This window comes from Jiella mangrovi (assembly GCF_017815135.1).
GTDB classification, from domain to species: Bacteria; Pseudomonadota; Alphaproteobacteria; order Rhizobiales; family Rhizobiaceae; genus Jiella; species Jiella mangrovi.
In genome coordinates this window covers 64,988-89,955 of sequence record NZ_JAGJCF010000005.1, presented here as the reverse complement: position 1 = coordinate 89,955, position 24,968 = coordinate 64,988, and the positions used below count along the sequence as shown (strand labels likewise).

20 protein-coding genes are annotated in these 24,968 nt (G+C 64.9%); 5 read left to right on the top strand and 15 right to left on the bottom strand.

The features are described 5' to 3' along the window. Window positions 1–16: 16 nt before the first annotated feature. On the bottom strand, window positions 17–1,030 hold the full coding sequence (locus tag J6595_RS09525; RefSeq protein WP_209594244.1) for a ligase-associated DNA damage response exonuclease: 1,014 nt from the start codon (window positions 1,028–1,030) through the stop codon (window positions 17–19). A 138-nt stretch (window positions 1,031–1,168) separates the two neighbouring features. Between J6595_RS09525 and J6595_RS09520 the strand changes: the two genes are divergently transcribed. After that, window positions 1,169–1,837: a YitT family protein gene (locus tag J6595_RS09520; RefSeq protein ID WP_209594243.1), complete on the top strand. Its 669-nt coding sequence runs from the start codon at window positions 1,169–1,171 to the stop codon at window positions 1,835–1,837. A gap of 7 nt (window positions 1,838–1,844) precedes the next feature. Here the strand turns inward: J6595_RS09520 and J6595_RS09515 are convergent, their stop codons facing one another. The 9 genes from J6595_RS09515 to J6595_RS09475 all read right to left on the bottom strand — a co-directional run bounded on the left by J6595_RS09515 (window position 1,845) and on the right by J6595_RS09475 (window position 12,541). Further along, window positions 1,845–3,566, bottom strand: a complete 1,722-nt coding sequence (locus J6595_RS09515; protein WP_342453142.1) for a mechanosensitive ion channel family protein — start codon at window positions 3,564–3,566, stop codon at window positions 1,845–1,847. Between the two features lie 180 nt (window positions 3,567–3,746). Further along, window positions 3,747–4,847, bottom strand: a complete 1,101-nt coding sequence (locus J6595_RS09510; protein WP_209594242.1) for an N-acetylglucosamine-6-phosphate deacetylase — start codon at window positions 4,845–4,847, stop codon at window positions 3,747–3,749. Continuing rightward, the gene (locus J6595_RS09505; protein ID WP_209594241.1) at window positions 4,844–5,782 is read right to left on the bottom strand and encodes an ROK family protein; all 939 of its coding nucleotides are present in this window, start codon (window positions 5,780–5,782) and stop codon (window positions 4,844–4,846) included. Before J6595_RS09505 ends, J6595_RS09510 begins: the two co-directional genes overlap by 4 nt. A 94-nt stretch (window positions 5,783–5,876) precedes the next feature. Further along, on the bottom strand, window positions 5,877–6,908 hold the full coding sequence (locus tag J6595_RS09500) for an SIS domain-containing protein (protein ID WP_209594240.1): 1,032 nt from the start codon (window positions 6,906–6,908) through the stop codon (window positions 5,877–5,879). Between the two features lie 51 nt (window positions 6,909–6,959). After that, a complete protein-coding gene (locus tag J6595_RS09495) occupies window positions 6,960–8,057 on the bottom strand; it encodes an ABC transporter ATP-binding protein (RefSeq protein WP_209594239.1) in 1,098 nt (365 codons plus the stop codon). Window positions 8,058–8,124: 67 nt separating this feature from the next. Continuing rightward, window positions 8,125–9,303, bottom strand: a complete 1,179-nt coding sequence (locus J6595_RS09490; protein WP_209594238.1) for a Gfo/Idh/MocA family protein — start codon at window positions 9,301–9,303, stop codon at window positions 8,125–8,127. 106 nt (window positions 9,304–9,409) lie between these two features. Further along, a complete protein-coding gene (locus J6595_RS09485) occupies window positions 9,410–10,246 on the bottom strand; it encodes a carbohydrate ABC transporter permease (protein WP_209594237.1) in 837 nt (278 codons plus the stop codon). Next, window positions 10,246–11,139 carry a carbohydrate ABC transporter permease gene (locus J6595_RS09480; protein ID WP_209594236.1) on the bottom strand — a complete coding sequence of 298 codons (894 nt, stop codon included), beginning with the start codon at window positions 11,137–11,139 and terminating at the stop codon, window positions 10,246–10,248. Before J6595_RS09480 ends, J6595_RS09485 begins: the two co-directional genes overlap by 1 nt. A 67-nt stretch (window positions 11,140–11,206) precedes the next feature. Next, on the bottom strand, window positions 11,207–12,541 hold the full coding sequence (locus J6595_RS09475; protein ID WP_209594235.1) for an extracellular solute-binding protein: 1,335 nt from the start codon (window positions 12,539–12,541) through the stop codon (window positions 11,207–11,209). Between the two features lie 266 nt (window positions 12,542–12,807). Here J6595_RS09475 and J6595_RS09470 point away from each other — a divergent pair, with 266 nt between their 5' ends. The 4 genes from J6595_RS09470 to J6595_RS09455 all read left to right on the top strand — a co-directional run bounded on the left by J6595_RS09470 (window position 12,808) and on the right by J6595_RS09455 (window position 17,884). Continuing rightward, window positions 12,808–13,425: a GNAT family N-acetyltransferase gene (locus J6595_RS09470; protein WP_209594234.1), complete on the top strand. Its 618-nt coding sequence runs from the start codon at window positions 12,808–12,810 to the stop codon at window positions 13,423–13,425. A 268-nt stretch (window positions 13,426–13,693) separates the two neighbouring features. Next, the gene (pglB, locus tag J6595_RS09465; RefSeq protein ID WP_209594233.1) at window positions 13,694–15,031 is read left to right on the top strand and encodes a polygalacturonase PglB; all 1,338 of its coding nucleotides are present in this window, start codon (window positions 13,694–13,696) and stop codon (window positions 15,029–15,031) included. A gap of 153 nt (window positions 15,032–15,184) precedes the next feature. Next, complete coding sequence (locus tag J6595_RS09460; protein WP_209594232.1) at window positions 15,185–16,144, top strand: ROK family protein; 960 nt, start codon at window positions 15,185–15,187, stop codon at window positions 16,142–16,144. A 102-nt stretch (window positions 16,145–16,246) separates the two neighbouring features. Further along, window positions 16,247–17,884: a GH116 family glycosyl hydrolase gene (locus tag J6595_RS09455; RefSeq protein ID WP_209594492.1), complete on the top strand. Its 1,638-nt coding sequence runs from the start codon at window positions 16,247–16,249 to the stop codon at window positions 17,882–17,884. A gap of 25 nt (window positions 17,885–17,909) precedes the next feature. Here J6595_RS09455 and J6595_RS09450 read toward each other — a convergent pair whose 3' ends face one another. The 5 genes from J6595_RS09450 to J6595_RS09430 all read right to left on the bottom strand — a co-directional run bounded on the left by J6595_RS09450 (window position 17,910) and on the right by J6595_RS09430 (window position 24,733). Next, complete coding sequence (locus J6595_RS09450) at window positions 17,910–19,118, bottom strand: ROK family protein (RefSeq protein ID WP_209594231.1); 1,209 nt, start codon at window positions 19,116–19,118, stop codon at window positions 17,910–17,912. 256 nt (window positions 19,119–19,374) lie between these two features. Continuing rightward, the gene (locus tag J6595_RS09445) at window positions 19,375–20,964 is read right to left on the bottom strand and encodes a GMC family oxidoreductase (RefSeq protein WP_209594230.1); all 1,590 of its coding nucleotides are present in this window, start codon (window positions 20,962–20,964) and stop codon (window positions 19,375–19,377) included. 115 nt (window positions 20,965–21,079) lie between these two features. After that, on the bottom strand, window positions 21,080–21,991 hold the full coding sequence (locus tag J6595_RS09440; protein WP_209594229.1) for an ABC transporter permease: 912 nt from the start codon (window positions 21,989–21,991) through the stop codon (window positions 21,080–21,082). Further along, the gene (locus J6595_RS09435; protein WP_209594228.1) at window positions 21,988–23,013 is read right to left on the bottom strand and encodes an ABC transporter permease; all 1,026 of its coding nucleotides are present in this window, start codon (window positions 23,011–23,013) and stop codon (window positions 21,988–21,990) included. Before J6595_RS09435 ends, J6595_RS09440 begins: the two co-directional genes overlap by 4 nt. A gap of 58 nt (window positions 23,014–23,071) precedes the next feature. Then, window positions 23,072–24,733 (bottom strand): ABC transporter substrate-binding protein, encoded by a 1,662-nt coding sequence (locus J6595_RS09430; protein ID WP_209594227.1) that lies wholly within the window; start codon window positions 24,731–24,733, stop codon window positions 23,072–23,074. Between the last annotated feature and the right edge of the window lie 235 nt (window positions 24,734–24,968).

Below are 24,968 nucleotides of genomic sequence, written 5' to 3'. Positions count from 1 at the left end.
GTCGTTGTCTGCGCGATCATTCCGCCTCGTCCTCATATCCGACGAGATGCAGGGGCCGCGCCCGCAGCTGCCTCAGCTCGCACCAGCGCACCAGCGCCTCCTCGCGGCCATGGGTCACCCAGAGCTCCTGCGGCGAAAGCTCGCTCACGGTGTCGGTGAGTTCGTCCCAGTCGCAATGGTCGGAGACGATCAGCGGCAGTTCGACGCCGCGCTGGCGCGCCCTCTGTCGCACCTGCATCCATCCCGACGCAAAGCTCGCCACCGGATCGGGAAACCGGCGCGCCCACTTGTCGGCGAAGGCGGAGGGCGGCCCGACGATGACCGCGCCGGCGAAATCGCCCTTCTTCCCCCCCTCGACGGTCGCGGGCCGCAGATCGCCGAGATCGATGCCCTCGCTTTGATAATAGTCGCAGAGCTTCTTCAGGGCGCCGTGGATAAAGATCGGCTGGTCGTAGCCGGCATCCCGCAGGTGCCTGATCACCCGCTGTGCCTTGCCCAGCGCATAGGCGCCGACAAGATGCGCCCGGTCGGGAAAATTCTTCAGCGAGGTGAGAAGCTTGCCGATCTCGGCCCGCGTCGGCGGATGGCGGAAGACGGGCAGCGCAAAGGTCGCCTCCGTGATGAAGACGTCGCAGGGGACCGGCTCGAAACCAAGGCAGGTCGGATCTGCGCGCCGCTTGTAGTCCCCCGAGGCGACGATCCTCAGGCCCCTCCACTCGACGGCGATCTGGGCGGAGCCGAGGACGTGCCCGGCCGGATGGAACGAAACCTCCACCTCACCGATCCGCGCCGTCTCCCCGAGCTTTGCCGTCTGTCGCTCCCTGGCGAAGTCCTCGCCATATCGAAGCGCCATGATGTCGAGCGTCTCTCGCGTCGCCATCACCCGCGCGTTGCCCGGCCGCGCGTGATCGGCATGGCCGTGGGTCACGAGGGCACGATCGACGGGGCGGACCGGATCGATGAAGAATCCGCCCGGCGGGCAGTACAATCCCTCGCGGGTCGGGCGGAGCAGATCTTCGGGCTTGATCATAGGCCGGGCAGTTAGGGCGGCAGTGGCCCGCAGACAGCGTCCGCTGCAAGGCACGTCTGCGCACGAGCCACTTCCCCTCACGCAGTCGGCGCGCTAGCGTTGGACTATTGCAGTGCAGCATCCATCGGAGCGTCGCCCATGAGCCAGTCCGTCGAGACCCGAGACGAAACCGCGGCGACGCGGAGGTCCCGCTTCGGCGACTGGTCATCGACGGCGACGCATCACACGCCGGCCGAAGATGCCCAGGCGATCCTCACGGGCGTTCTGCTCGCCGGCCTCGGCCTGTCGATCCTCGCCCATCTGAAGTTCCTGACCGGGGGCGTCGCCGGGCTGGCACTGATCGTCTCCTACGTCTTCGGGATCAATGTCGGCCTCGCCTTCTTCCTGATCAACATTCCCTTCTACGCCCTCGCCGTCGGACGGATGGGACGCGCCTTCACGATCAAGACCTTCATCGCAATCGGGCTGTTGTCGCTGGTATCCTGGTGGCTGCCGCTGGTCTTTTCGATCGATCATATCGATCCGCTGGCGGGAGCCGTCATCGGCGGTCTGCTGATCGGCTTTGCGCTTCTGGCGTTGTTTCGTCACCGGGCAAGTCTTGGCGGCGCCGGGATCCTGGCGATCTATCTGCAGGACCGGTTCGGGTTTCGCGCGGGGCTGGTTCAGCTCTCCTTCGATCTCGCGATCCTGACCGTCGCGCTGTTCGTCGTCGACTTCACCTCGGTGATCTTCTCGCTGATCGGCGCGGTCGTCCTCAACGGCTTTCTTGCCATCAACCACCGGCCCGATCGCTATCTGGCGACGTGACGATCCGTCAGCCGGCCTCCTCCTTCTTGCGGGCACCAAATTCGCCGACGATAACCTCGCGCTCACGCGGCAGGTAGGAGGGCCGCTCGGCCGGCGTCTGCGAATACTCGCCCTCGAGCCTGACGGCCGCCTTCAGCATTTCCTCGCGCAGCCGGCAGTGCATCGACCAGCCGGTCGAGGGGTCTTCGGCAGCGGCGAGGAAACGCACCTCCATGCCGGTCGCGTCCTGCCCGACGACCTGCACCTTGCTCTCGTCCTTGTCGACGATGTCCTCCGCCTCGTCGACGAATTGTCGAAAGGCCTCGCGCAGCTTGTCGACGTCGGCGCGATGATCGAGCTTCAGGGACACCATCTTGGTGAGCTGCTCGTCCTGCTTGGACCAGTTTTCGAACGGCTTGGACACGAAGTCGCTGACCGGCACGATCAGCCGGCGATTGTCCCAGGATCTCAGCTGCACATAGGTGAAGTTGATCTTCTCGACGTAGCACCATTGATCCTCGAACAGCACCGCATCGCCGATGCGCGCGGTCTTCGCCAGCGCGATCTGGAGGCTGGCCATGATGTTGGCGAGGATGGCACGCGCGGCGAAGGCGAAGACGAGGCCGAGGACGCCGGCCGAGGCGAGCAGCGAAAAGCCGAGCGTCTGGAATGCGTTGATCTGGAGGAGGACGAGCGCCGTACCGACGATGAAGGCAAGGACGATCGCCACCCGCCGGGCCGCCGAAATATTGGTGTAGAGGTCGCGTTCCGTCGCCGAGCCGGATTCGGTCAGCTCGTCCATATTCTGGCGCACGACGCGATCGAGGATCGCATCGACGATCCGCACGGCGATCAGCGCGAGCGCAATGACGAACAACGCCGACTGCAAAGGCCCGAGAAACATGTTCACCACGCCGGAGAAGGTGAAGAGCATCGTCTTGACCAGCGCGAACGTTCCGACACAGACCATCAGAGCTACCGGCATCTTGATCATGTCGATGATCCGCGCGCCGATGCGCTTGGGCTGTCGCCTCTGCGCCTCGCTGAGGCCGCGATAGGCGAAGGCCGCGGCGACCACTGCGGCGATCAGGATCAGCGGCAGGGCGATGACCTCCCACACGGCCAGCGTCCAGAACGCGCGCTGCTGCAGGAAGACCGGCAGGGCCTTTTCGAAAGAGGTCGGACCATAGACCTCGTGCATGGCCATGATGTTGGCCACGGTCTGGCTGGAAAACACCCAGACGGGATCGTCCTCCCCCTGCTTGACGCGGGTGATGCGGATCGAAACGGGCCGGTCGCCGAGGTCGAGCAGCGCCAGGCGGATGTCGCGGCGCGGCTCGCCCGCCATGGGGTTCTTGTTCGAGGCATTGACGATCAGCGCATCCGGCCGGTCCGGCAGATCGTTCCAGTCGAGCCACATCGACCGCTCGATCACCTCATAGAGCCGCTTGGCGAGAACCGGGCCCATCTTCGCGCGGATATCCGTCTCGATCTTAGACAGATCGAGCGCATAGGCCGCGGTGTTCCAGTCCTTGCCACGCGCGGCGAAGATGAAGGTCTCCATCATTGTCTGCGGTGTCTCGAGAGAGACATAGCCATGCGCGGGTTCTAGACCCTCATGGATGGAGCTGGACTTGTAGAAGCTGCCGGCGTCAGAATCCTGAGCCTTTGCCGATGTCGCCGTCCACAAGAGCATCAGCGGGCACAAAAGGAGCAGCGGGATCAGAAGCAGGGCCGGCCGAATTCGCACTTGGTCGTGTCGCTCTTCTCATCAAATTCCTGTGCCTCGAGGCAGATAGGACACGACACGCAAAGGAACACCGCCGCAACGCCGCGTTGGCTCGAAGCGAAACGGTCGCGGCTGCCGATATCGAAGGGGGAACCCGCCCCGCGGCAAGGCGCACAGACTGGCGCTTTCGCGAAGACGGTCTCAGCCCGGCAGGGCGATGGGCCGCAAGTCGGCATCGAGCGCCAGACACTCGGCCCTGTGACGCCCCGGTGCGATCTGAGGGGCGGGCAACCCCATCGCCTGATGCGGCGTATCGCTCGCCATCGCGATCGCCTCCTCCGGATCGAGGCCGACGTCGCGGATGAGATGGCGCAGGCTCGTCACCATGTCGACATGCGCCCCGGCAAGCGCCCCATCGGCATTGACGAGCTTGCCGTCCCGCAGCTCGATCCGCTCGCCATAGAGCGTGAAATGATCGGGCCCGCCGATCGTCGCCATGGCGTCGGAGACGAGGAACATGCGGCGCGGGCGGGGACGGGCGCGGCATGCAAGAGCGATCATCTCCCAGGCGACGTGATGGCCGTCGGCGATGATGCCGGCATAGGCTTCGGACCCGATCGCGGCGGCTATCACCCCCGGCGCACGCGACTGCATCTGCGGCATGGCGTTGTAAAGGTGGGTGAAGCAGGACACCCCGGCGGCAAGGCCTGCTCGGGCTTCTTCGGCGGTGGCGTCTGTATGCCCCGCAGACAGGACGACGCCCATGTCGTGAAGCCGGGCGATCGTCTGCGCCGGAACGCATTCCGGCGCCAGGGTCAGCATGACCGGGATGCCGGCCTCGCGCAGCCGCGCCAGGATGGGGATCATATCAGGCTCGAACGGGCGGATGAAGGCGGCGCGGTGCGTGCCCTTCCGGGCAAGGCTGAGATAGGGCCCCTCGAAATGCAGCCCGAGCAGGCCCGGCATCCCCCAGGCGGCGATCACGGCATCGGCGGCCTGCTCCATCAGGTCGAGGGTCGTCGTGATGAGGGTCGGCAGGACCCAGCCGGTGCCGCGCGCGCGTTGGGCCGTCACGATGGCCGCCAGCGCCTCCGGGCTCGGATCGGAATTCAGCATGACGCCGCCAGAGCCGTTCACCTGAAGGTCGGTGCAGGCCGGCATCAGGATGTGAGGGCACGCGTCGGCTCGATCGTCCGGCTCGGCAAGGCGAAGCCCGGTCACCCCAGACCCGTCCCATTCGACGGCGAAGCCCTTTTGCAGCGTGCCCTGATGCCAGAGAAGATCAGGCAGGATCAGTGTCATGGCGAACCGTCATCCCGGAAAAAAGCACCAAGGGCGAGAAGGGCCATGCCGCGCACGCCGGAGCTGTCACCATGACGGGCGAGACGCAAAGCTGGCGGCGGCTTCATGCCGAGTTGCAGCGCTGCGAGCGCCGGTTCGAGCCGTTCGATGATGCGGGGCATCTTCGAGGCGCCGCCGCCGATCACGATACAGTCGGGATCAAGGGTGATCTGGATCGTCAGCAGGCACTCGCCGACCAGCGCGAGCCAGGCGTCGAGAACGGCCTTTGCCGGGCCGTCCCCAGCATCGGCCCGCGCCGCGATCGCCGCTCCGTCGATACGCTCACCGGTCATGAAATCGGACAGGCGCGACAAGGCCGAGCCCGCGACATAACATTCGATGCAGCCAAGCTTGCCACAGCCGCAGCGCCAGAGCGGCAGACCGTTTGCTGCAAGCGCTCTTGCAGGCATGCCGACATGGCCGATCTCGAGCGCCGTCGCCTCGACAGGGTTGAAAGTGAGATCACAGACCCCGCCACCGACACCGGTTCCCAGAACCAGACCGACAACACGTTGGAACCCCTCTCCCGCCCCGCCCATCGCCTCCGAATAGGCGAAGGCCTTGCCGTCCTGGGCCAGGGTGAAACGACGGCCGAACCGTTCTGACAAAGCCGGCGCCAGGTGCCGCCCCGAAATCGGCAGGTTGGAGCTGAAACATTCGCCCGTCGTCTCGTCGAGGAGACCGGGGATCGCAAGGCCGATGGGCAGACGAGGGTCGGACGCCGTTTCCATGAGCCAGGCGATCTCGCCGCTCAGGCCCTCGACGAGCGCCTCGAAACTCTCGGTCGGCGTGGCTTTGCGGCGCAGCTCCAGCGTTTGAAGATCGGGGCCGAAGAGCCGGGTCTCGATCTTGGTTCCGCCGAGGTCGATCGCTCCACTTCGAATGCGGGCGCTCATCGTCGACATCGTGCCCATGAGGGATCTGCGGTGCACCGCCGAAGCGGCGCGACGTTCCATGAAAGAGCCCGGATCACCATTGCGAGGCTTTCGATCAGACGGTCTCGGTGACCTTTTTCAAGTGCCGCGGCGCGTCGGGATCGGTGCCGCGCTCGGCACTCAGCCGTTCCACCATCGCATAAAAGCTCGCGATCAGCGTGACGCAATCGGTGAAGGGATGCGCGGTGCGGACCGATCGCAGCGACATCGCCTTTGCGACGGCTCCGGTGGTCGCGAAGACCTTTCCGCCCATTGCGGCGATGTCGTCGGCGACTTTCGCGATACCGGTCTCGGCCGCATCGCCGGTGGCAAGGCAGAGAACGGGAAACCCCTTTTCCACAAGGGCCACCGGCCCATGCATGACCTCGGCCGAGGAGTAGCTCTCCGCCTGCATCTGGCAGACCTCCTTGAACTTCAGTGCCGCTTCGCTGGCGATCGCCATCGAAGGCCCGCGGCCGAGCAGGAACAGCGACGAAGCCCCCACCGTCGCGTCCCGGAACTCCGGCCAGTCTTCCGCGACCGCTGCTTCGAGCGCTGCCGGCAGAGCCTTCAGAGCCCGGCGCAGTTCTTCGTCGCGCCCCCACTCCGCCAAGAGCAGCAGCGAGGCGACCACCGAGGCGACATAGGTCTTGGTCGCGGCGACGCTCAGTTCCGGCCCCGCCATCATGTCGATCGGATGGTCGGCGGCGTCGGCAAGCGGCGACGCCGGCGTATTGGTGATGGCGGCGCTCAGCGCTCCACCGCGGCGGGCGGCGCGCGCCAGCTCGACGATGTCGGGGCTCTTGCCCGATTGCGAGATCGACAGGCACAGCCCTTTCGAAAGCCGCAAGGGCGCGTTGTAGACCGAGGCGATCGACGGACCCAGCGAAGCGACGGGCAGGCCAAGCGAGATTTCGGCGGCATATTTGAACAGCAGGCAGGCGTGGTCGGAGCTTCCGCGCGCCACGGTGACGACGAAGCTCGGATCCGCCTCCCGCACGGCCTCGGCGGCCTTGACGATCCGGCCCGCGCCCTCGCTCAGCAGCCGATCGACCGTCGCCGGTATTTCGCGGATTTCCTGATACATGCGGCTGCACGACTTTGTCATGGATGTCTCCGGCAGCTTTCCGGCTGCGCTGCGGTGGGCATGAAGATGCGGTCAGGCAAGAGCGGTGTTTCGTCTCGCAAAGGCCGTTCCGTCAGGCCGGAACAGATGCGCCTTGTCGGGATGAAAACCGAGTTCGAACTTCTGGCCCTGCGTGATCGGCTCGGCCCCGCCGACCACGGCGCAGATGGGCTCCCCCGCCATGTCCGCGCCATGGATCACGCTCTGGTTTCCGAGCCGCTCGACGACCTCGGGGATCATCTCGAAACGCGCCGCGCCTTCGGCGATGACGAGATCGTCCGGGCGGATCCCGAGCGTCAGATCATCGCCCTGCCTTGCCGCCCCCTCGACCGGCATCGTCACGACGGAGCCAGTTTCCAGACGGAGCTGGACGCCATCGCCGGTCTCCCCGAGGCAGGAGGCTTTGAGAAAGTTCATGGTCGGGTTGCCGATGAAGCCGGCAACGAAGCGGTTGACGGGACGATGGAACAGTTCGAGCGGCGTGCCGACCTGCTCGATATGGCCATCGCGCAGGACGACGATCTTCGTCGCCATGGTCATGGCTTCCACCTGATCATGGGTGACGTAGATCATCGTGTTGCCGAGCGAGTTGTGCAGCCGTGAAAGCTCCACGCGCATCTCCGTGCGCAAGGCGGCATCGAGATTGGACAGCGGTTCGTCGAACAGGAAGACCTGCGGCTCGCGGACGATGGCGCGCCCGATCGCGACGCGCTGGCGCTGGCCGCCGGACAGCTCGGCGGGCTTGTGGTCGAGACGGTTCTCCAGCTTGAGGATTGCGGCGGCCCGCCGGACCCGGCTCTCGATCTCCTTGCGCGGGAGTTTCGCCACCCGCAGCGGAAAGGCGATGTTCTCGAAGACGCTCATATGCGGATAAAGCGCATAGGTCTGGAACACCATGGCGACGCCGCGCTCCACCGGAGCGACGTCGTTCACCACCCGCCCGTCGATGACGATATCGCCCGACGTCAGCTCCTCCAGGCCCGCGATCATCCGCAAGAGCGTCGATTTTCCGCAGCCGGAAGGACCGACGAAGACGACGAACTCCCCTTCCGTGATCTCCAGATCCGTCGGCTGGATCACCTCGGCCTTGCCGAAGCTCTTCGTCACGCCGGCGAGTTGCAACTGTCCCATCGTGGCTTCCGTCTTGTCGCGGGCTCACCGGCCTGTCGTTTCCATCGGCGGCGGCTCGTGCCGCCCTTCAAGCTGCGCTCGCGCCCGCTTCGTCCTCAGGCTCGCCCGCGAGCGCGGCGTCGAAGCGCGTCCAGATATCTGCAAGCTCGACGACCCGACCCTCGTTGCGCGCAACGTCCATCGCGATCGCGGTCACGCCAGCCTCGAGCGCGTCGACCACATCGAGCGGCAGGTCTGGAAGATCGCCTTTGACATGGGCGAGAATGTCCGCCGCCATCGCGGCATCGGCGCCATAGTGCCCGTGTTCGGAGCCCGAGCCGATAGCGGCGCGGTCGGTCACCACCTCGCCATTGTCGGACAGCGTCACCCGGAAGGTGTTGCGGATGAAATCACCCTCCGCCATCCCGTCGACGCCGATCACCGCGAAGCGCCGGAACTGGTCCGGGACATTGAGATTGGTGTGGAAGCTGAGGCTGGCCCCCGTCGCATATTCGACGATCGCCGTCTGGTAGTCGATGATGTCGGCCGCGCCTGAAAAGGCGTCGTTGATTCCGCCCCAGCGCGGCAGCTTGGCGGCGAGATAGGCCGGCTCCCTGGCGGGCCTGCGTTCGGGGAGATACTTCTTGCGGCCGCCGAAGCTTGCGACCCGCATCGCCCGCGCACCGACGGCGCCCTGATAAAGATCGATGTCGTGGCAGCATTTCTCCAGCATGAAACCGCCGGACATCTGCGTGCTGCGCCGCCAGTCGCGCATGAAGAACGAGCCGTGAAACGGCGCGATGTGCTCGCTGGCCTCGATCGACATGACCTCGCCGATCTGCCCCGCCGCCTGGGCCGCCCGCAGCCCGCGATAGAGCGCCGAATAGCGCAGGACGAGGCCGATCATCAGCCGCTTGCGACCGTCATGGCGGGCGATCAGACGGGCCAGCTCCATGGTCTCATCGATCGAGACGACCACCGGTTTCTCGGCGAAGATGAACGGGGCGTCGGAGGCGAGAGCCAGCCGCAGATGCTCCAGATGCATGGCATTGGGCGAGCCGATCATCAAAATGTCGAAGCTGTGCGCGGCCAGCATCTCGGTCGGATCCTCGTAGCACTGCGGGCTATCGCCGAGCTGCTGAAGAACCCGCAGGCGCGTCTGCGTCGGGTCGCTAACGGCGACGAATTGAATGCTGGAATCCGCTGCCTTGAACTCCTTGGCAAGGGTGGCGATCCGCTCCCCGAGCCCGATCACTCCGATTTTCATGGGTTGTCCTTTGAATGGTTTCGCCGGTCTGCGGCGGGCGCTCGGCCGGGCCGTTTCGGCGTTCGACGACATGTGCCTTCTTGCGAAGGGCTGGCCGGGCTCGTCTCTACTTGGACGCGCCGGCGGTCAGCCCTTCGATGAACTTTCGCTGGAAGATCAGGTAGACGATGATGATCGGCGCGATCACCAGTACCGCGCCGGCGGTGAGCACCGGCGTGTTGACCGTGTAGCGCCCCTGGAAGAACAGCATCCCGAGCGGCATCGTGCGATAGACGTCGTCATTGACGAGGATCAGCGGGATCAGGAACTCGTTCCACGTCCAGATGAAGAGGAAGAGGCCGAGCGAGGAGATCGACGGCTTCATCAGCGGCACGATGACCTTGCGCAGGATCATGCCGCGCGGCGCCCCGTCGAGCATCGCCGCTTCCAGGATGTCCTTGGGCAACTGCTGCATGGCGCTCGCCATGAACAGGGTGGCGAAAGGCACCGACATGGCGATCTGCGGCAGGATCATCGCCGCATAGGAGTTGATCAGCCCGAGATAGCGCATCTCGTAATAGAGCGGGATGATGAAGGCCTCGGTCGGCACCATCATGCCGATCGTCAGGAGGACGAAGATCAGCTTCTTTCCCGGAAAGCTCAGAAAGGCGAAGGCGAAGCCGGTCAGAAGCCCGAGCACGATGCTGATCGCCACGACCGGGACGACGACGATGATCGAGTTCCAGAAGTAGATGCCGAAGTGACCGTCCACCCAGGCGCTGACATAGTTCTCGAAATGGGGGTAGTCCGGCAGCGCGAAGGCGCCGCGGAAGAGGTCCTGCTTGCTCTTGACGGAGGTCAGTAGAAGCAGGCCGAAGGGGATGATCGTCATCAGGGCGAAGAGCCACATGACGATGCGAAACGACAGCGCCTTGACCGCTGTGGTGCTCGAGGTCGAGGCCATCAGCGGGCTCCTGTGCCGGCGGGACGCACGAAGCGGTGGACGGCGTAGTTCACCGCGAAGATGAGGATGGCGCCGACGATGGCGACCGACGCGGCATAGCCGTAGCGGTTCAGCTGAAAGCCCAGCTCATACATGTAGATGTTGGGAACCAGCGTCGCATTGGCCGGCCCGCCCCGCGTCATGGTGAAGATCAGGTCGAAGCTCTTGATTGAGGCGATGATCGTCAGAAGAAGGACGATGCGGATTTCCGGCAGGAGCAACGGCAGGGTGATGCGGCCAAAGGTGTACCAGGGCTTGGCGCCGTCGATGCGGGCCGCCTCGAAGATCGAGGGATCGATCCGTTGCAGGCCGGTCAGGAAGATGACCATGCAGAAACCGAAATAATACCAGGTCGCGACCAGCCCGACGGCGGGGAGAACCAGATCGAAATCCCCGAGCCAGGGCATTGCCAGCGCGCCGAGGCCGACACCCCGCAGGATCTGGTTGATCGGGCCAAAAGCCGGATTGTAGAGCCACTGCCAGATGATGCCGAGCACCGCCGAGGGCATGATGTAGGGCATGAACAGCAAGGTGCGCAGCGCCAGCTGCTCGCTCTTCCTGACCCGGCTGACGATCGCGGCGAGCGCGACGCCGATCAAGAGCGGCAGCAAGCAGTAGAAGACGATCAGAACCGCATTGTTGCGCAGGGACTTCAAAAAGAACTCGTCGCCGAACAGCTGGAGGTAGTTACCGAAGCCCGCGAGCTCGGGCCGGCCGAGACCGTCCCATTTGGTAAAGCTCAGGACCACGGCCGCAATAATCGGTCCGAGCACGAAGGCGACGTAGATGATCAGCCCCGGCAGAACGAAGGGCAGGTTCTTGCGCAAAGGAGCGTCGAGGACGGAGCTTTTCATCAAAAATACTCGAACGGGGGCCGCGACCGCCGGTGGCGGTCGCGGAAAGGACGGATCGTCGTCGGTGTCACTTACTGGCGAGATAGGACGAATAGTCCGCGTCGAGCTTGTCGACGAAAGCCGCAGGCGTCTGCTGGCCCGCCAGGAGCAGCGGCATGTTGTCGTCGATGGTCTTCAGCATCGTCGGGGTCGACCAGTCGGGATAATGGCCGATGGCGTCGTTGGCGTTGAGGCTCTTCCACATCTCAAGCCCCTCGGAGAGAAGTGGCGATACGTCGAGATCGGCATCCTTCGGCAGGGCGGTCGACGGCAGATAGCCAGCCTTCGCCCATTCGACCGCGGCTTCAGGCGAAACCATGTAGTCGATGTAACTGCCGGCGAGATCCTTCATCTTGTCGTTCTTCGCCTGCGAGGTGATCGCCCAGGCCAGATCGACACCGCCCACCGACAACGGATGGTTGACGCCCTTCGGCGCAGGGATCGCCATGAAGTGAATATTGGGGTTGGCCTGCATATCGCCGAAATACCAGGTTCCTGAGACAAGGAAGGCTCCCTGACCGGCGATGAACAATTGCACGGCATCGTCGCCGGATATTCCCTGGAAGCCATTGTAAAAATAGCCGTCTTCCGCCCAATGCTGCATCAGCTTGGCGGACTCCAGATTGCCGTCGGTCTTCCAGCTTCCGCCGCGACCATAGATGAGATCGTCGATCTGCTTGCGGCTCTTGGCATCGATATGGGCCTGACTGATGCCAGCCAAGAGATGCAGCGCCAGGTGGTTCTTCGCCGTTCCCATTGCAATCGGCGGCTGGCCGGCTTCCTTGACCTTGTCGAGAGCGGCGAGAAAGTCGTCGAAGGTCTTCAGCGGCAGTTCGACGCCGGCGTCCTTGAGCACCTGCTCGTTGTAGTAAAGCCCAACGATCTCGGCGAGGCCGGAAATGCCGTAGATCGGGCCCTCGCCGAACTGGCCGTCCTTCGACCAGCGATCGCGGGCGAGCAGTGATTCCGACTGACGGGCCGGCCAGTCATATTTCTTGCTGAATTCGTCGAGGGGCAGGAGCAGCTTCTTCTGCGCCATCGCGCCCATGTCCTTGGCGCCCTGGTTGACCTTCGTCACGACGGGGCCGTCGCCAGCCGAGACTGCGAGCCGAAGCGTCAGGCCGAGATCCTCGAAGGTGCGCTGCGTCCGCTTGATGGTCACATCCGGATGGGCCGCCTCGAATTTCTTGTCGAGCGCTTCGATCACCGCTGTCTGGGCGGCATAGGAGTAGTCGTCCCAGACCGGGAGATCGGTTGCGGATGCCGGCTGCGCGAATGTCACTGCGGAAACGACGGCGAGCGAAACCAGCCCGATCAGGCTTTTGCGCCGGAGCGCTCCGGTCTTGCGTGAGTGTCGATGCATCATTCATTCCCCTTCGAGGTTCGGTCCTGGTCCATCATGCGCGGGTCCCCCGCCAATGATCGCGCGTGGTTCGCCACGTTGCGCGGCGCTGCGAGTGGCGACGCGATCTGGCGACGGTTCACAAAAGACGGCGCTGCCCCGGCGCCTGAAAAAGACGATTGCGTCGCCCGCCAATTCGTTCGACAAGTTGCCGAACAAATCACGGGCACAGATGTCGGGCTAGGGTTCCCGGCCGCGACAGCGACACGCAAGAAAGGTTCCGATCGATGAACGCCCCTTCTCCCGGCCTTGCCATTCGCCCGGCCGTCGATGCCGACACGCCGGCGCTCCATGACGTCTGCCTTCGAACGGCGGATGCGGGAAAGGACGGCACGGCGCTTTTCAGCGACGCGCAAATCCCCGGCTATATCTGGTCGGTCCCCTATGCGAGATTCGAACCCGATTTCGCCTTCGTCCTCGACAACGGCGAGCGTGCCATCGGCTACGTCGTCGCCGCCCCCGACACGAAAGCCTTCCTTCGCCGCCTCGACGCCGAATGGTGGCCCAAGGTTCGGCAAACGGTCGCCGATCTGAAGCCGTCTCGCCCCCTCGATGCGATGGCGCTGTCGCGGATCGCGCATCCCGAGCCCGCGAAGGACTGGCTGACGCACGAGTATCCGGCCCATCTGCACATCAACGTCCTGCCCGATGCCCAGTCCTCCGGATGGGGCAAGCGGATGATCGAGACCGAACTTGCCACACTGCGGGACCACGGTGTGCCGGGCGTTCACCTCGGTGTCAGCCCGACCAACGAGCGAGCCATGGGCTTCTACAGCCATCTCGGCTTCGAGCGGATCGACCGTGACGGCCACGTCGTGTTCACGATGAAACTGCGCGGCCGGTGAGATCGCGGCGGACGCGATATCCGGCCGAGCCTCGAGCCCGTCGAGCCCAGGCTGGGCAGCCGTGATGTGTGTCACCGTCATAGTCATTGACAGTCTGTTCCCCCGAGCGATGGGTGAAGTTAGAAACCGGCGGCATCATTTGTCAAGCCTCTAGACAAATGCGATCCTGAAGTGCGAAGGAACGCTCGAAAGCGCCCGCCATCCACCGCGAGTGCAGGGCTTTCGACCTCAGCTTCCAGTTGCCCGAATTGGTCCCGAGCGCCTACCGATGCCACGATCAGACTTCACGCTGCCGGCTCTAGACGGGGACCGGTCAGCCGCAATCCAGGCCGCCATCGACGCGGACCGACCCACTCGGCGCGTTATTCTGGAGGCGGGCCGGCACCTTTGCGGCGGCCTGCGCCTGCGCTCCGGCACGGAGCTTCATCTGGCCGAGGGGGCGGAGCTCGTCTTCCAACCGAACTACGAGGCCTACGCCCGGAACCGCGTCGGCGTGATCGCGGAGGACAGCGACCGCGCGATGATCGTCGCCAGCGATGCCACCGACGTCGCCATCACCGGCAGCGGGCAGATTCTCGGCGGCGGTGAGCACTATCATCACGGTGAAGACAAGGGCATGGGCACCCTTCATCCTCATGCGCTTCGGCCAAGGGTGCTCGTTTTCGAAAATTGCAGAAAAGTGCACCTGCACGGATTTCGGGTGGCAAACTCGCCGATGTGGACCCTCCATCTCGTGGATTGCGACGGCGTGAGCGTCGAGACGATTTTCGTCGACAACGACCGCCGCATGCCCAACACCGACGGCCTCGTGCTCGATGGCTGCCGGGATGTGAGCGTCGATCGCTCGATCATCAGAACCGCCGATGACGGCGTCGTCCTGAAGACCTCGCTGCGCTCCGGCGCGGGCACGACGGGCGCCTGCGAACGGATCGCCGTGCGCAACTCGACCATCGAGAGCCGGTCCTGCGCCCTGAAGATCGGCACGGAATCCCATGCCGACTTCCGCGACATCGTGTTCGAGGACTGCAGGATCGAGACTTCGAACCGGGGCCTCGGCATCTTCTCGCGCGACGGCGGGATGATCGAGGGCGTGCGGTTTTCGCGCATCGAACTGGACTGCCGTGAAACGCCGGACGGCTACTGGGGATCGGGCGAAGGCCTGACGCTGAACGTCGTCGATCGCCGTCCGGCCGAACGCCCGGCGGGGCCCATCCGCGACATCGTCATCGAGGACATTTCCGGCCGGATGGACGGTGCGATCAACCTTTATGCCGAAAGGGCCGGCGGCATCGAGGGCGTCGCCTTGAAACGCATCGCCCTTCGCCATCAAGCCGGGCCGCTCGGCACCGCCCAGCGTTACGATCTGCGACCAACGCCAGCCGATCTGGAACCGGTCGCGGCGGACGGCGGACGCAAGAATGCCTGGCGCAAGCACAGCGACGGCCATGTCGTTGGCACGATCGCATATCCGGGCGGAATGCCGAGCCTGTTTGCCCGCGGGGTCCGCGAGTTGTCGATGAGCGATGTCGACATCGAGCGCCCTGCCCCGTTGCCCGATCGATGGAACCCGCGCTCCATCGTCATCATGCCCCACGACGATCCATGAGATTGAAGGAAGGAGCGGGCGGCCAGTAGCCCCAGAGCATTCCGGTTGCCAAAGTCGATGGCGGCGGACTAATTAGTTCGTCAACTAGCCGAACAAAGGATCTTCGATATTGCCGACGGAGCCTTGCAACGTCCCCATGATCTGTCGCCTGCCATGACAAACACTGGCTCGCACGCTCACGCACAGGCAATCGGCCTCGATCTTGGCGGCACCAAGCTGCACGCCGGAACGACCACGAAGGACGGGATGTCCGGCCTCCAGATCGTCGAACCGACCGATGCCGCGTCGGAGGAGCTGGTCCTGGCGCAGATCGTTTCGATGGTCGAGGCGCTCCGGGACGACCGCCGAAAGGCTTCGATCGTTCTGGGGGCGCCTGGCGCCGTCGATCAGACGAAGGGCACGATCGATCTGTCGCCCAACATTCCGTTCTCGTCGGGCCGACCGATCGCAAACGAGCTGAGCGCCGCCCTCGGAGAGACCGTTCTCGTCGAAAACGACGTCAATCTCGCCACCCTTGCCGAAGCGCGACTTGGAGCCGGACGAGGCCTTGGCATCGTCTGCTTCCTGTCGTTTGGAACCGGCGTCGGCGCCGGCATCGTGCGAGACGGCCACATCATGCGCGGCGCCAACGGGCGCGCCGGCGAGATCAGCTACCTGCCTCTGGGCAGCGATCCGATCGCGGCCGCGGCCCGGTCGACGGCGGGCCAGTTCGAGGATCGCGTCGGCACCAACGCCATCCGCACCCTCTATGGCCGGGACATGCCCGACGTGCGCACCTTGTTTGCGAGGGCCGACGCAGGCGACGCGGCCGCAGCCCGGGCCATCGAAGCCACGGCAAGCGCCGCGGCGTCGGGCCTTGCCAGCCTTCAGCTCCTGCTCGATCCCGATCTGGTCGTCATCGGTGGCGGCATCGGAACGCAGCCCCGGTTCTTCGACAGGCTGTGCGAAGACGCGGCAAAGCTTCTGGACTTTCCGCTGGCGGTCGCCCCTGCCGCTCTGGGGCAGGCGGCGGGCATGCTAGGCGCGCTCGTCCTTGCCGCAGACCACGCCGGATTGCCGACCGTCGGGCTCGACATGACGCCGCCGCCCCACACCATGACGCCGCCCGCCTGAAGCCTACCGGAGAAGACAGCCGTGACCGAATTTGCAAATCTGCCGCTCCAACCCCAGGCTGACGGAACGCTTCTCGCGCCAAAGCCTGTCCTGTTCCCATTCATGGCGCCGCGCCTTCAGGGCGATCTCCATCCCGATGGCCGCCTGACCTTGTCGGTCTGGGGCGCGGGACATCTGTCCACGCTGTCCTTCGCCCTTCCCCAAGGCCCCTGCACCTATGTTCCGAACCTTGCCGAGTGGGACGGCGGCGGGCTCTATGTGGCGCAGTCCAGACCGGTCGTCCTCGTCACCGGAGCAGCGCTTCGCCGCTCCGCGCCGGCCCGGCGTAGCGCCTGGTGGTCGCAGCCCGAACCCGCCCGGAAGATCGAACGACGGGGGGACCGGCAGATCGTGCGGACCGATTGGGGGACCACGATCATCGAGCGCTCGGGCACGAGCGTGCGGATCGCGGCCGGCGACACGCTGGAGGAAGCCAGAAGCGGCCTCGAACTCTCCGACGACGATATCCGCAAGGAGGCCCGCGACTATGCGGCCTCCTGCGACGCCGCTGCAGGCGCCGAGCCGCTGATCCGCACGATGGTATCGCAGGGGCTGCATGCCGGCCTGTCGAGCATTCGCCGCGACGCTTCGGGCGATTTCGCGGGGCTTGCCGCCGGTCAGTCCTACTCGGCGCCGGCGCGGACCTATTATCGCGACGGCTACTGGACCCTCCAGATCCTGCTCGATCGCGCCCCCGAGGCCGTCAGAGGTCAGATCGAACTCCTCGCCCGCGGCCTGCAGCCCGATGGCGAGGCGCCGAGCGGCGTGATCCTGACCGGCGACGAACAGTCGAAGCGCTGGGAGATCGTGCGCCAGAACCACGCGATCGTCTCCGAAGAGCATCTGCGCCCCGGTGACTGGTGGTCGGACCATTTCGACAGCCCATTGTTCTTCGTCCTGACCATCGCCGACTACACGGACGCGACGAAGGACCGCCTTCCCCTCGAACGTCACTGGCCGATGATCGCCGCGATCTATCGCCGTTACCGAGGGTTCGACAAACACGGCAACGGGCTACCCTACAAACCGCGCAACGACAGGGACTGGGCCGACAACGTCTATCGCCACGGCTATGTCAGCTACGACGTCGGCCTGTGGATCGGCGCGCTCGACGCGATCGCGAGGCTTGGCAGGACGATCGACCCGGCACTCGCCGAAGAAGCGTCAGAGACAGCGCGCCGAGCGCGCGCCAGCCTCGACACCGAGCTGTTGACCGAAGCGGGATATTACGCCGACTACGGCGACCGGCGAGACTTTCGCGAGGAACATCTGACGCTCGACAGCCTCACCCTCCTGCGCTACCGCGCCACCACGGCGGAGCGGGCAAAGACGGTCCTTGAACGGGCGAGGCAGAGCCTCGAGACGCGGCACAACGAGACGCAGCCCTATGGCGACTGGGGGGTGATGTGCGCCTTTCCGCCCTTCGCCCGGCGCGGCGACACGCGGCAGAAGACGGCCTTTCCCTATCGCTACCACAACGGTTCCGACTGGCCCTATCTGACGGGCCTTTACGCCGAGCAGCTCGTCGACCACGAGGCGGGCGATCCGACATACGCCCTCACCCGCTGGTGGCGCACATGCCTCGAAAACGGCTGGTGCGGGGCGGTGGAATATTTCGCGCCGCCCTGGGGGCGGGGCTCGCTGCTGCAGGGCTGGTCGGCGATGCCGGCCCATGTCTACCTGTCGCGCCTCTCGCGCTGATCGCTCACGCCGCCCGGGTCATGCGTCACGCCGCCCGTTCGTCGGTCGGCCAGGGAAGATCGAGCCACTGGCGCTCGAGTTTGGGCGAAAACATCTGGGTGAACATGCCGGTCAGAGCGAGATAGGTCGCGCCGGTGACCGTCGCCTGAAGGCCCAGCGCGCCCCGTCTCAGGGCCATCTTGCGCCGCGTCCGGCGCGCAACCTCCTCGCACAGCGCTTCGAAGACCGGCGGCGCCAGCCCCAGAACGCCGCCGACGACGATCACCTCCGGATCGAACATCGCCTGAACCGAGAGGACCAGCATCGCGCCGAGTTCGCCGATCCGCTGGCGCGCGGCCAGGGCTTTCGGGTCCCCGGCACCGAGCGCTTCGCGAAAAGCCTCGATGGTCGCGGCCGCACCGCCGGTCGGGACGGTGAAGTCGGCGAGAACGCCGCCGATGCCGAGCGAGCGCTCCAGCGCGCCGCGATCGATCGATTCGGGATCGAGCGTGTCGTGACCGATCGGCAGATAGGACACCTCGCCGGCCGCTCCCGTCGCCCCGCGCATCAGGCGACCGCCGGAAACGATGCCGAGCCCGACGCCTGTGCCCAAGGCGACATAGGCCGCGTGCTCCGTCGCGCGTGCCTCGCCCTGCCAGCGCTCGCCGACGATCGCGGCATTCACGTCGTTTTCGACGATCACATCGCATTCGAGCCCCTTGCGCAGGGCCCCGGTCAGATCGAGACCCGTCAGAGCCGGCAGGTTCGGGGCCATGGTCAAACGTCCGGTCTCGGGATTGATGACCCCCGGCGTCGCCAGACAGGTAAACCGCAAGGGGCGGCCCTCCGCCACCTCGGATACGAACTCCCTCGCCCGTGTCACGATCTCGTCGACGAGGCGCTCGAAGTTCAGACTTGCGGTTGCCAGTTCCCGCGCGGCGAGCGGCGCGCCCCTCACGTCGCTCAGCGCCAGCTTGAACCGGCTCGCGCCGATGTCGAGGCCGAGGACGACCCCGGCTTTGCCGTTGATCTCGTAGAGAATTGCCGAGCGGCCAAGCCGGCCCGTGGTCGTCCCGACCTCGCGCACCCAGCCGGATGTTTCCAGCGTTCGGATGACATCCGACATGGTCTGCTTCGACAGGCCGGTGTCCGTGGCGAGATCGGCGCGCGAACGGGGCCCCTTCACGAGGATCTTCATCACCGACTGGATCGAAATCTGCCGAAGGATCGGTGGCGACTTTGTTTCCGGAACCATCGTCTGTTGCTGACTCGAAGCGGTGCGTGACGAATTCCGGCCATGCCGAGCTGGGACAAATCTCCGGACAGGCCGGGGAAAGCGTCCCGCAGCAAGCCGAAACACTGAAATGGCGTCCAGTCTATTTCCAGAAGAGGGAATTGGCTACGGGAGAGCGCCGCCGACCTTCGCCGCGATGTCGCGGAACGGCACACGGATGGGCGCGACGAAGGACGTTCGGGAAGGCGGAAGCGCGTCGGCGCCGCTAGGCGCGTCGCTATCTGCGGGCGGCCAGGATCATGTCCGAGCCCTTCTCGCCGATCGCCATGCTGATCGCGTTGAGATTGGCGCTCGGGATCTGCGGAATGATCGAACTGTCGACGACCCGCAGCCCTTCGACCCCATGAACCCTGAGTTCCGGATCGACCACAGCCGCCGGATCGACGCCCATTCGGCAGGTACCGCAGGCATGATAGACATGGCCCGCCACGCGGCGCGTGTAACGCTCCCAGTCCTGATCGGTCTCGACTTCGGGGCCGGGCGCGAACTCGCGCACGAGATAGGGCGCGAAGGCTTTCGTCTTCAACGCGTTGCGGGCAATCCGCGTGCCGGCGACGAGGGTCTCGACGTCGTGCGGATCGCCCAGAAGGTTCATCTGGATCTCGGGCGTGTCCAAGGGATCGCTCGAGCGGAGCTTCACGGTGCCGCGGCTGCGCGGCCGGTTCACGTTCGGCTGAAGCGTCACCGCCGGCACGTCGAGCATCCGAAATCCGGCATCCGTCAGCTCGTAGCCATAGGCGCCGAAGTGAAACTGGATGTCGGGATATTCCAGTTCCGGCCGCGACTTCACGAAGGCGACGGCCGATTGGACGAAGGTCGCGGGCCCTCCCCGCGTTGCAAGGAAAGTCAGCCCGTGCCTGAGCCGCCCGAAAACACCCAGTTCCTGGTTGGTCGTGCGCTGGTTGACCAGCGCCTTGACGTAGCTCGCCGGATGATCGTGCAGGTTCTTGCCGACGCCCGGGCTGTCATGCAGCACCTCGATGCCGAGATCCTGAAGATCGCCGGCCGGCCCGATGCCAGACAGCATCAGGAGTTTCGGGGAATTGAAGGTGCTGGCGGAAAGGATCACCTCGCCGTCGCAGGCCTCGGTCCGCAATTCGCCCCGATGTTCGAACTCGACACCCGCGGCGCGCTTTCCCTGAAACAGGATGCGCCGCGCGTTGGCGCCGGTGAGAATGGTCAGGTTCTTGCGGCTGCGAACGGGGTGGAGATAACCCCGCGCCGCGCTCCAGCGCAGGCCCTTGTGATGCGTCGCATGGGCGATCGAGACCCCGTCGGAGGGCTCGCCGTTGTAGGACCGGTTCTTGCGGACGCCGATCTCGGCCATCGCCTCGACGAAGACGCGGGTCATCGGCGGGACGCCGCGCAACTCGCCGACGACCACGGGGCCCGACTTGCCGTAGGTATCCGAAGAGCCGTCCCGGTTGCCCTCGATCCTGCGGAAATAGCCGAGCATCGTGTCGTAGTCCCAGCCGCGATTGCCGAGCTGGGCCCAATGGTCGTAGTCGCCGCGATTGCCCCGCACATAGACGATGCCGTTGATCGAGCTCGACCCGCCGAGGACCTTGCCGCGCGACAGGACGTCCTTTCGCCCCTCGCGGCTCGGATCGGGCTCGGACTGAAAGGCCCAGTCGGCGTCCGGATGCCCCATGCAGGAGACACAGAGCGCGGGGAGCTTGTAGCGGATGTGGCTGTCGCTTCCCCCCGCCTCCAACAAAAGCACCTGGTTGCGCGGGTCGGCGCTCAGGCGGTTTGCGAGGACCGAACCGGCCGAGCCGGAGCCGATGACGATGTAGTCCCAGTTCATTGTGGCATCCCGTTTTGGGCCTTTGCCCGGCGATGCCGAGCTTCCCTGCAAGCCGGCGCCGGCCGGCCGATCTGTGCGCCGGAACGACGCTCGCGGGGCGGTCGTTGCCGGCGTCTCAGCGGTTGTAGCGGCGCTCCAGCGCATCGCCGATCACGGCGAAGCTGAAGACGGTGAGAGAGATCGCGATTCCCGGAAACACGGACGTCCACCACTGGCCGAGCACGATGTCGTTGGCACCGGTGGCGATCATCAGCCCCCATTCCGGCGTCGGCGGGCGAACGCCGGCACCGACGAAGGAAAGGCCGGCGGTGAGGAGAATGGCAAAGCCGATCGTCACCGAACTCTGGACCAGCGCCGGCCCCATGGAGTTGGGCAGGATGTGCTTGATCGCGATGTTCAGTTCGCTCTGCCCGATGGCCCGCGAGGCCTCGACCATCCCCTTGCTCTTCTGGGTCAGAACCTCGGTCCGGGTCAGCCGGACATAGATCGGCGCATAAAGCAGCGACAGCGCCAGGATGACGTTGATGATCGACTGTCCGCCGAGCGCGACGAGGATCATCGCCGAGATGAAGACCGGAAATGATTGCAGCACGTCCGAGACCCGCATCATGAGTTCGGTCAAGGGGTTTCGGAACGAGCCGGCGATCAGGCCGAACGGAATCCCGATCAGCAAGGCGAAGGCGTTGGAGGCAAGAGCGATCGAAAGGTCGATGCGCGGCGCGCACAGGACGCGCGAGAAGACGTCGAAGCCCGAGGAGTCGGTTCCGAACCAGTGGATCGGTTCGGTCTGCGAACCGGTGACGAGGGACCATAGCAGCCCCGGAACCTCGCTCAGGGCGGGCGGCGGCATGCTCGGCATGAAGGCGCTGTCGGTCGGATCGAAGGGGACGACATAGCCGCCGAACGCCGCCATGAAGATCGCCCCGCCGGCAAAGACGACGGCAAAGCCGAGCAGCCACGGAATGGCAGGGCGACGACTGCGGCGACGGGCGGGAACGGCCGCGGACAATGGCGGAACCTGCGTCATGAATAGACCACCCGCGGATCGATGAGAGCGTAGAGGATGTCGAGAGCGAGATAGATGAGCAGCGAGATCGCCGTGATGACGAGGACGATGCCCTGGATCGACGGGTAGTCGAAGGCGAGCACCGAGCGCACCGCATATTGCCCGATGCCGCCGAGCGCGAAGACGTTTTCGACGAGGACGGCGCCTCCGAGCATGACGCCGTACAAGATGCCGACGAGCGTCAGCGTCGGCGCGATCGCGGCGCGGAGCGCGTAATTGGTCAGCGTTCCCCGGCGCAGGCCGATGGCGGTTCCATAAAGCACGAAATCGGACGCATGGGCCTGGATCATGCTCTGGCGCACCATCTTGATGACCGGGCCGGAGAGCACGAAGACCATGGTCAGGACCGGCAGCATCAGATGGTGGAGGATATCGGCAAACGCCGCGAAATCCCCTGCGATCAGAGCGTCCAGCGTATAGAATCCGGTGACCCGCGGTGGCGGCAGCATCAGGGGATCGATCATGCCGAGCGGCGCCGGGGCGACACCGAGCGTCGAGAAGAAGATCAGGACGAAGAGAAGGCCCCACCAGAATTCCGGCTGCGATCCGCCGAACAGGCCGTAGATGAACACGGCCTTGTCGACCAGCTTGCCGGGATTGGCGGCGCTCATGACGCCGATGGGCACGGCAACGATCAAGGTGACGAGGAAGCTGTAGGTGAGAAGCTCCAGGGTGATCGGCAAGGACATCCCGATCTCCTGCACGACCGGCGTGTTGGTCAGCCACGAGACCCCGAGATCGCCCTGCAAGAGGCCCGATTTCGAGCCCAGTCCGAGATAGTTGAGAAGCTGCGTGAATACCGGCTGGTCGAGGCCGAGGCTGCGCTGCGCCTGGGCATAGGCCTCGGGCGAAGCATTCATGCCGACGAGCCGCGAGACGGGATCGGCGGGCAGGAGCCGCACCAGAAAGAACACCGCCAGTGTCAGCGCGAACATCTGAACGGCGCTGGTGAGGATGCGGCGAAGGAGAAAACGCGTCAGCATGGACCCTGTCCCTTGGCGGACGAAGGGCGCTCCCGGTCTGAGAGCGCCCTCGTTCGGCTCAGTAATGCAGGTCGTAGAGCAGCAGCGAGTTGCCGGGGTTCCAGGTGAAGCCCTTCAGCTTGTCGCTGTGCGCCCACTGCGTCTTGAACTCGACGACGGGAAGCCAGACGACATCGCGCATCAGGATATTCTGCATCTGTGCGAGGATCTCGTCCCGCTTTGCGGTATCGGGCTCGACGCGAGCCTTCGCCCACATGGCGTCCAGTTTCGGATTGTCGTAGTTCACCATGTTGTTGATGCCGCCGGCGGCCTTGGAGACGAAGAACAGCTGCATCGCGTAGCCGGTATCGACACCGATCGGCTTTTCCTGATCGTTGATCGCGAAGGCCAGATCCTTCTTGACGATCTGACGGTCGCCATACTGGGCCTGCGGGATCGGATCGAGGGTCACCGGCAGACCGACGGCCGCGAGCGCTGAACGGATCTGGTTGACGACGGGGCCGAGGGTCGTTTCCTTTTCGCTCACATAGGTCAGCTTGAACTGGTCGGCATATTTCTCCAGCCCCTTTCCGCCCGGATATCCGGCTTCCGCCAGAAGCTGCTTGGCCTTTTCCGGATCGTAGGTGTAGGGCGGCTCGTGCGCGACGAAGCCCGGATAGGTCGAGGGAACGACGCTCTCCCACTTCTTCGCCTGACCGCCGTAACCGACCTGGATGACCCGGTCGTAGGGCATGGCATAGGCGATCGCCTGGCGCAGCTTGATGTTGTCGAAGGGCGGGTTCTTGAAGTTCATGACCACGAACAGCCCTTCATTGCCGTAGACGCCGCTGACGGAAAGGCCCGGCATCTTGCGGATGCTGTCATACTGGTTCGGCGTCATGCCCTGGATCAGCTGCGCCTGACCGGACCGCAGGATGCTGATCCGGTTGCCGCCCTGCGGCACCTTCTTGATGATCACGTGTTCGATCGGGGCCTTGCCGCGATAGTAGTTCGGGTTGGCCTTGAACCGGATTTCCGAGTTCTTCGTCCAGCTTTCGAGGCAGTACGGCCCGAAGGAGGGAAGGTTGACGTTGTTGGCGTAGTTGTAGCTCCAGGGGTCGTCGGCCGTTGCGTGCTCCTTCATGGCCTTGGAATCGAAGACCCCCTGGGAGATCGTCACCGCGATGTTGACGAGGAAAAGCGGGTTCGGCTCCGTCTGCGTCACCTCGACCGTATAGTCGTCGACCTTGCGCACGCCGTCGCCGAGCGTCTTGGCTTTTTTCGCCACCTCGGGATCAGAGCTGAAGACGTCGGTCGAGAACCCCTTCACGCTCGCCATGTTCAGAAGGAACCAGGCGTTCGGCACCGCTCCGCCCACGTTGAGAGCGCGGGCATAGGTGTAAAGGAGGTCGTCGGCGGTGAACTCGTTGCCCGCACAGCTCTTGACGCCATGACGAAGCTTGAGCGTCCAGGTCAGCGTGCCCGGATCGTAGCTCCAGCTTTCCAGAAGCCGTCCGACCGGCTTGCTAAAGTCCGGCATCTTCACCCCGTCCTCGTTGGGCGAGGCCTTGTCGGCATAAGCGATCAGGGGCTCCAGCAGCTGCACCATGCCGAGCTGGGTCGTCGGAATGGCGATCGAGGGGCCGTCGGGGTCGAGGCCGGAGGGGACGTCCTCTGCCAGGAAGAGAAGCGAGCTGTCCGCCGCTTCGGCAGCCGGCAGAAAAGCGGTCAATCCCAGCATGGCGCCCGCCGCAAGCGCCAACGCTCGCGCTCGACGTCTTCTGCGGTTCGGCGACACTTTGGCATCCGTAGACGAAAAGCGCATGACTGTCCCCCAGGTGACTTTGAATGCGAATTCAATCATCGATGACCGCTACTCGTTGTCAAGCGCATTTATTGGCGTGTTTTGCCCAATATTGCGGCATAAATGCCGATAAGAAGTGCATCGCAGCGCCAAAACACGGTTGACAACGATA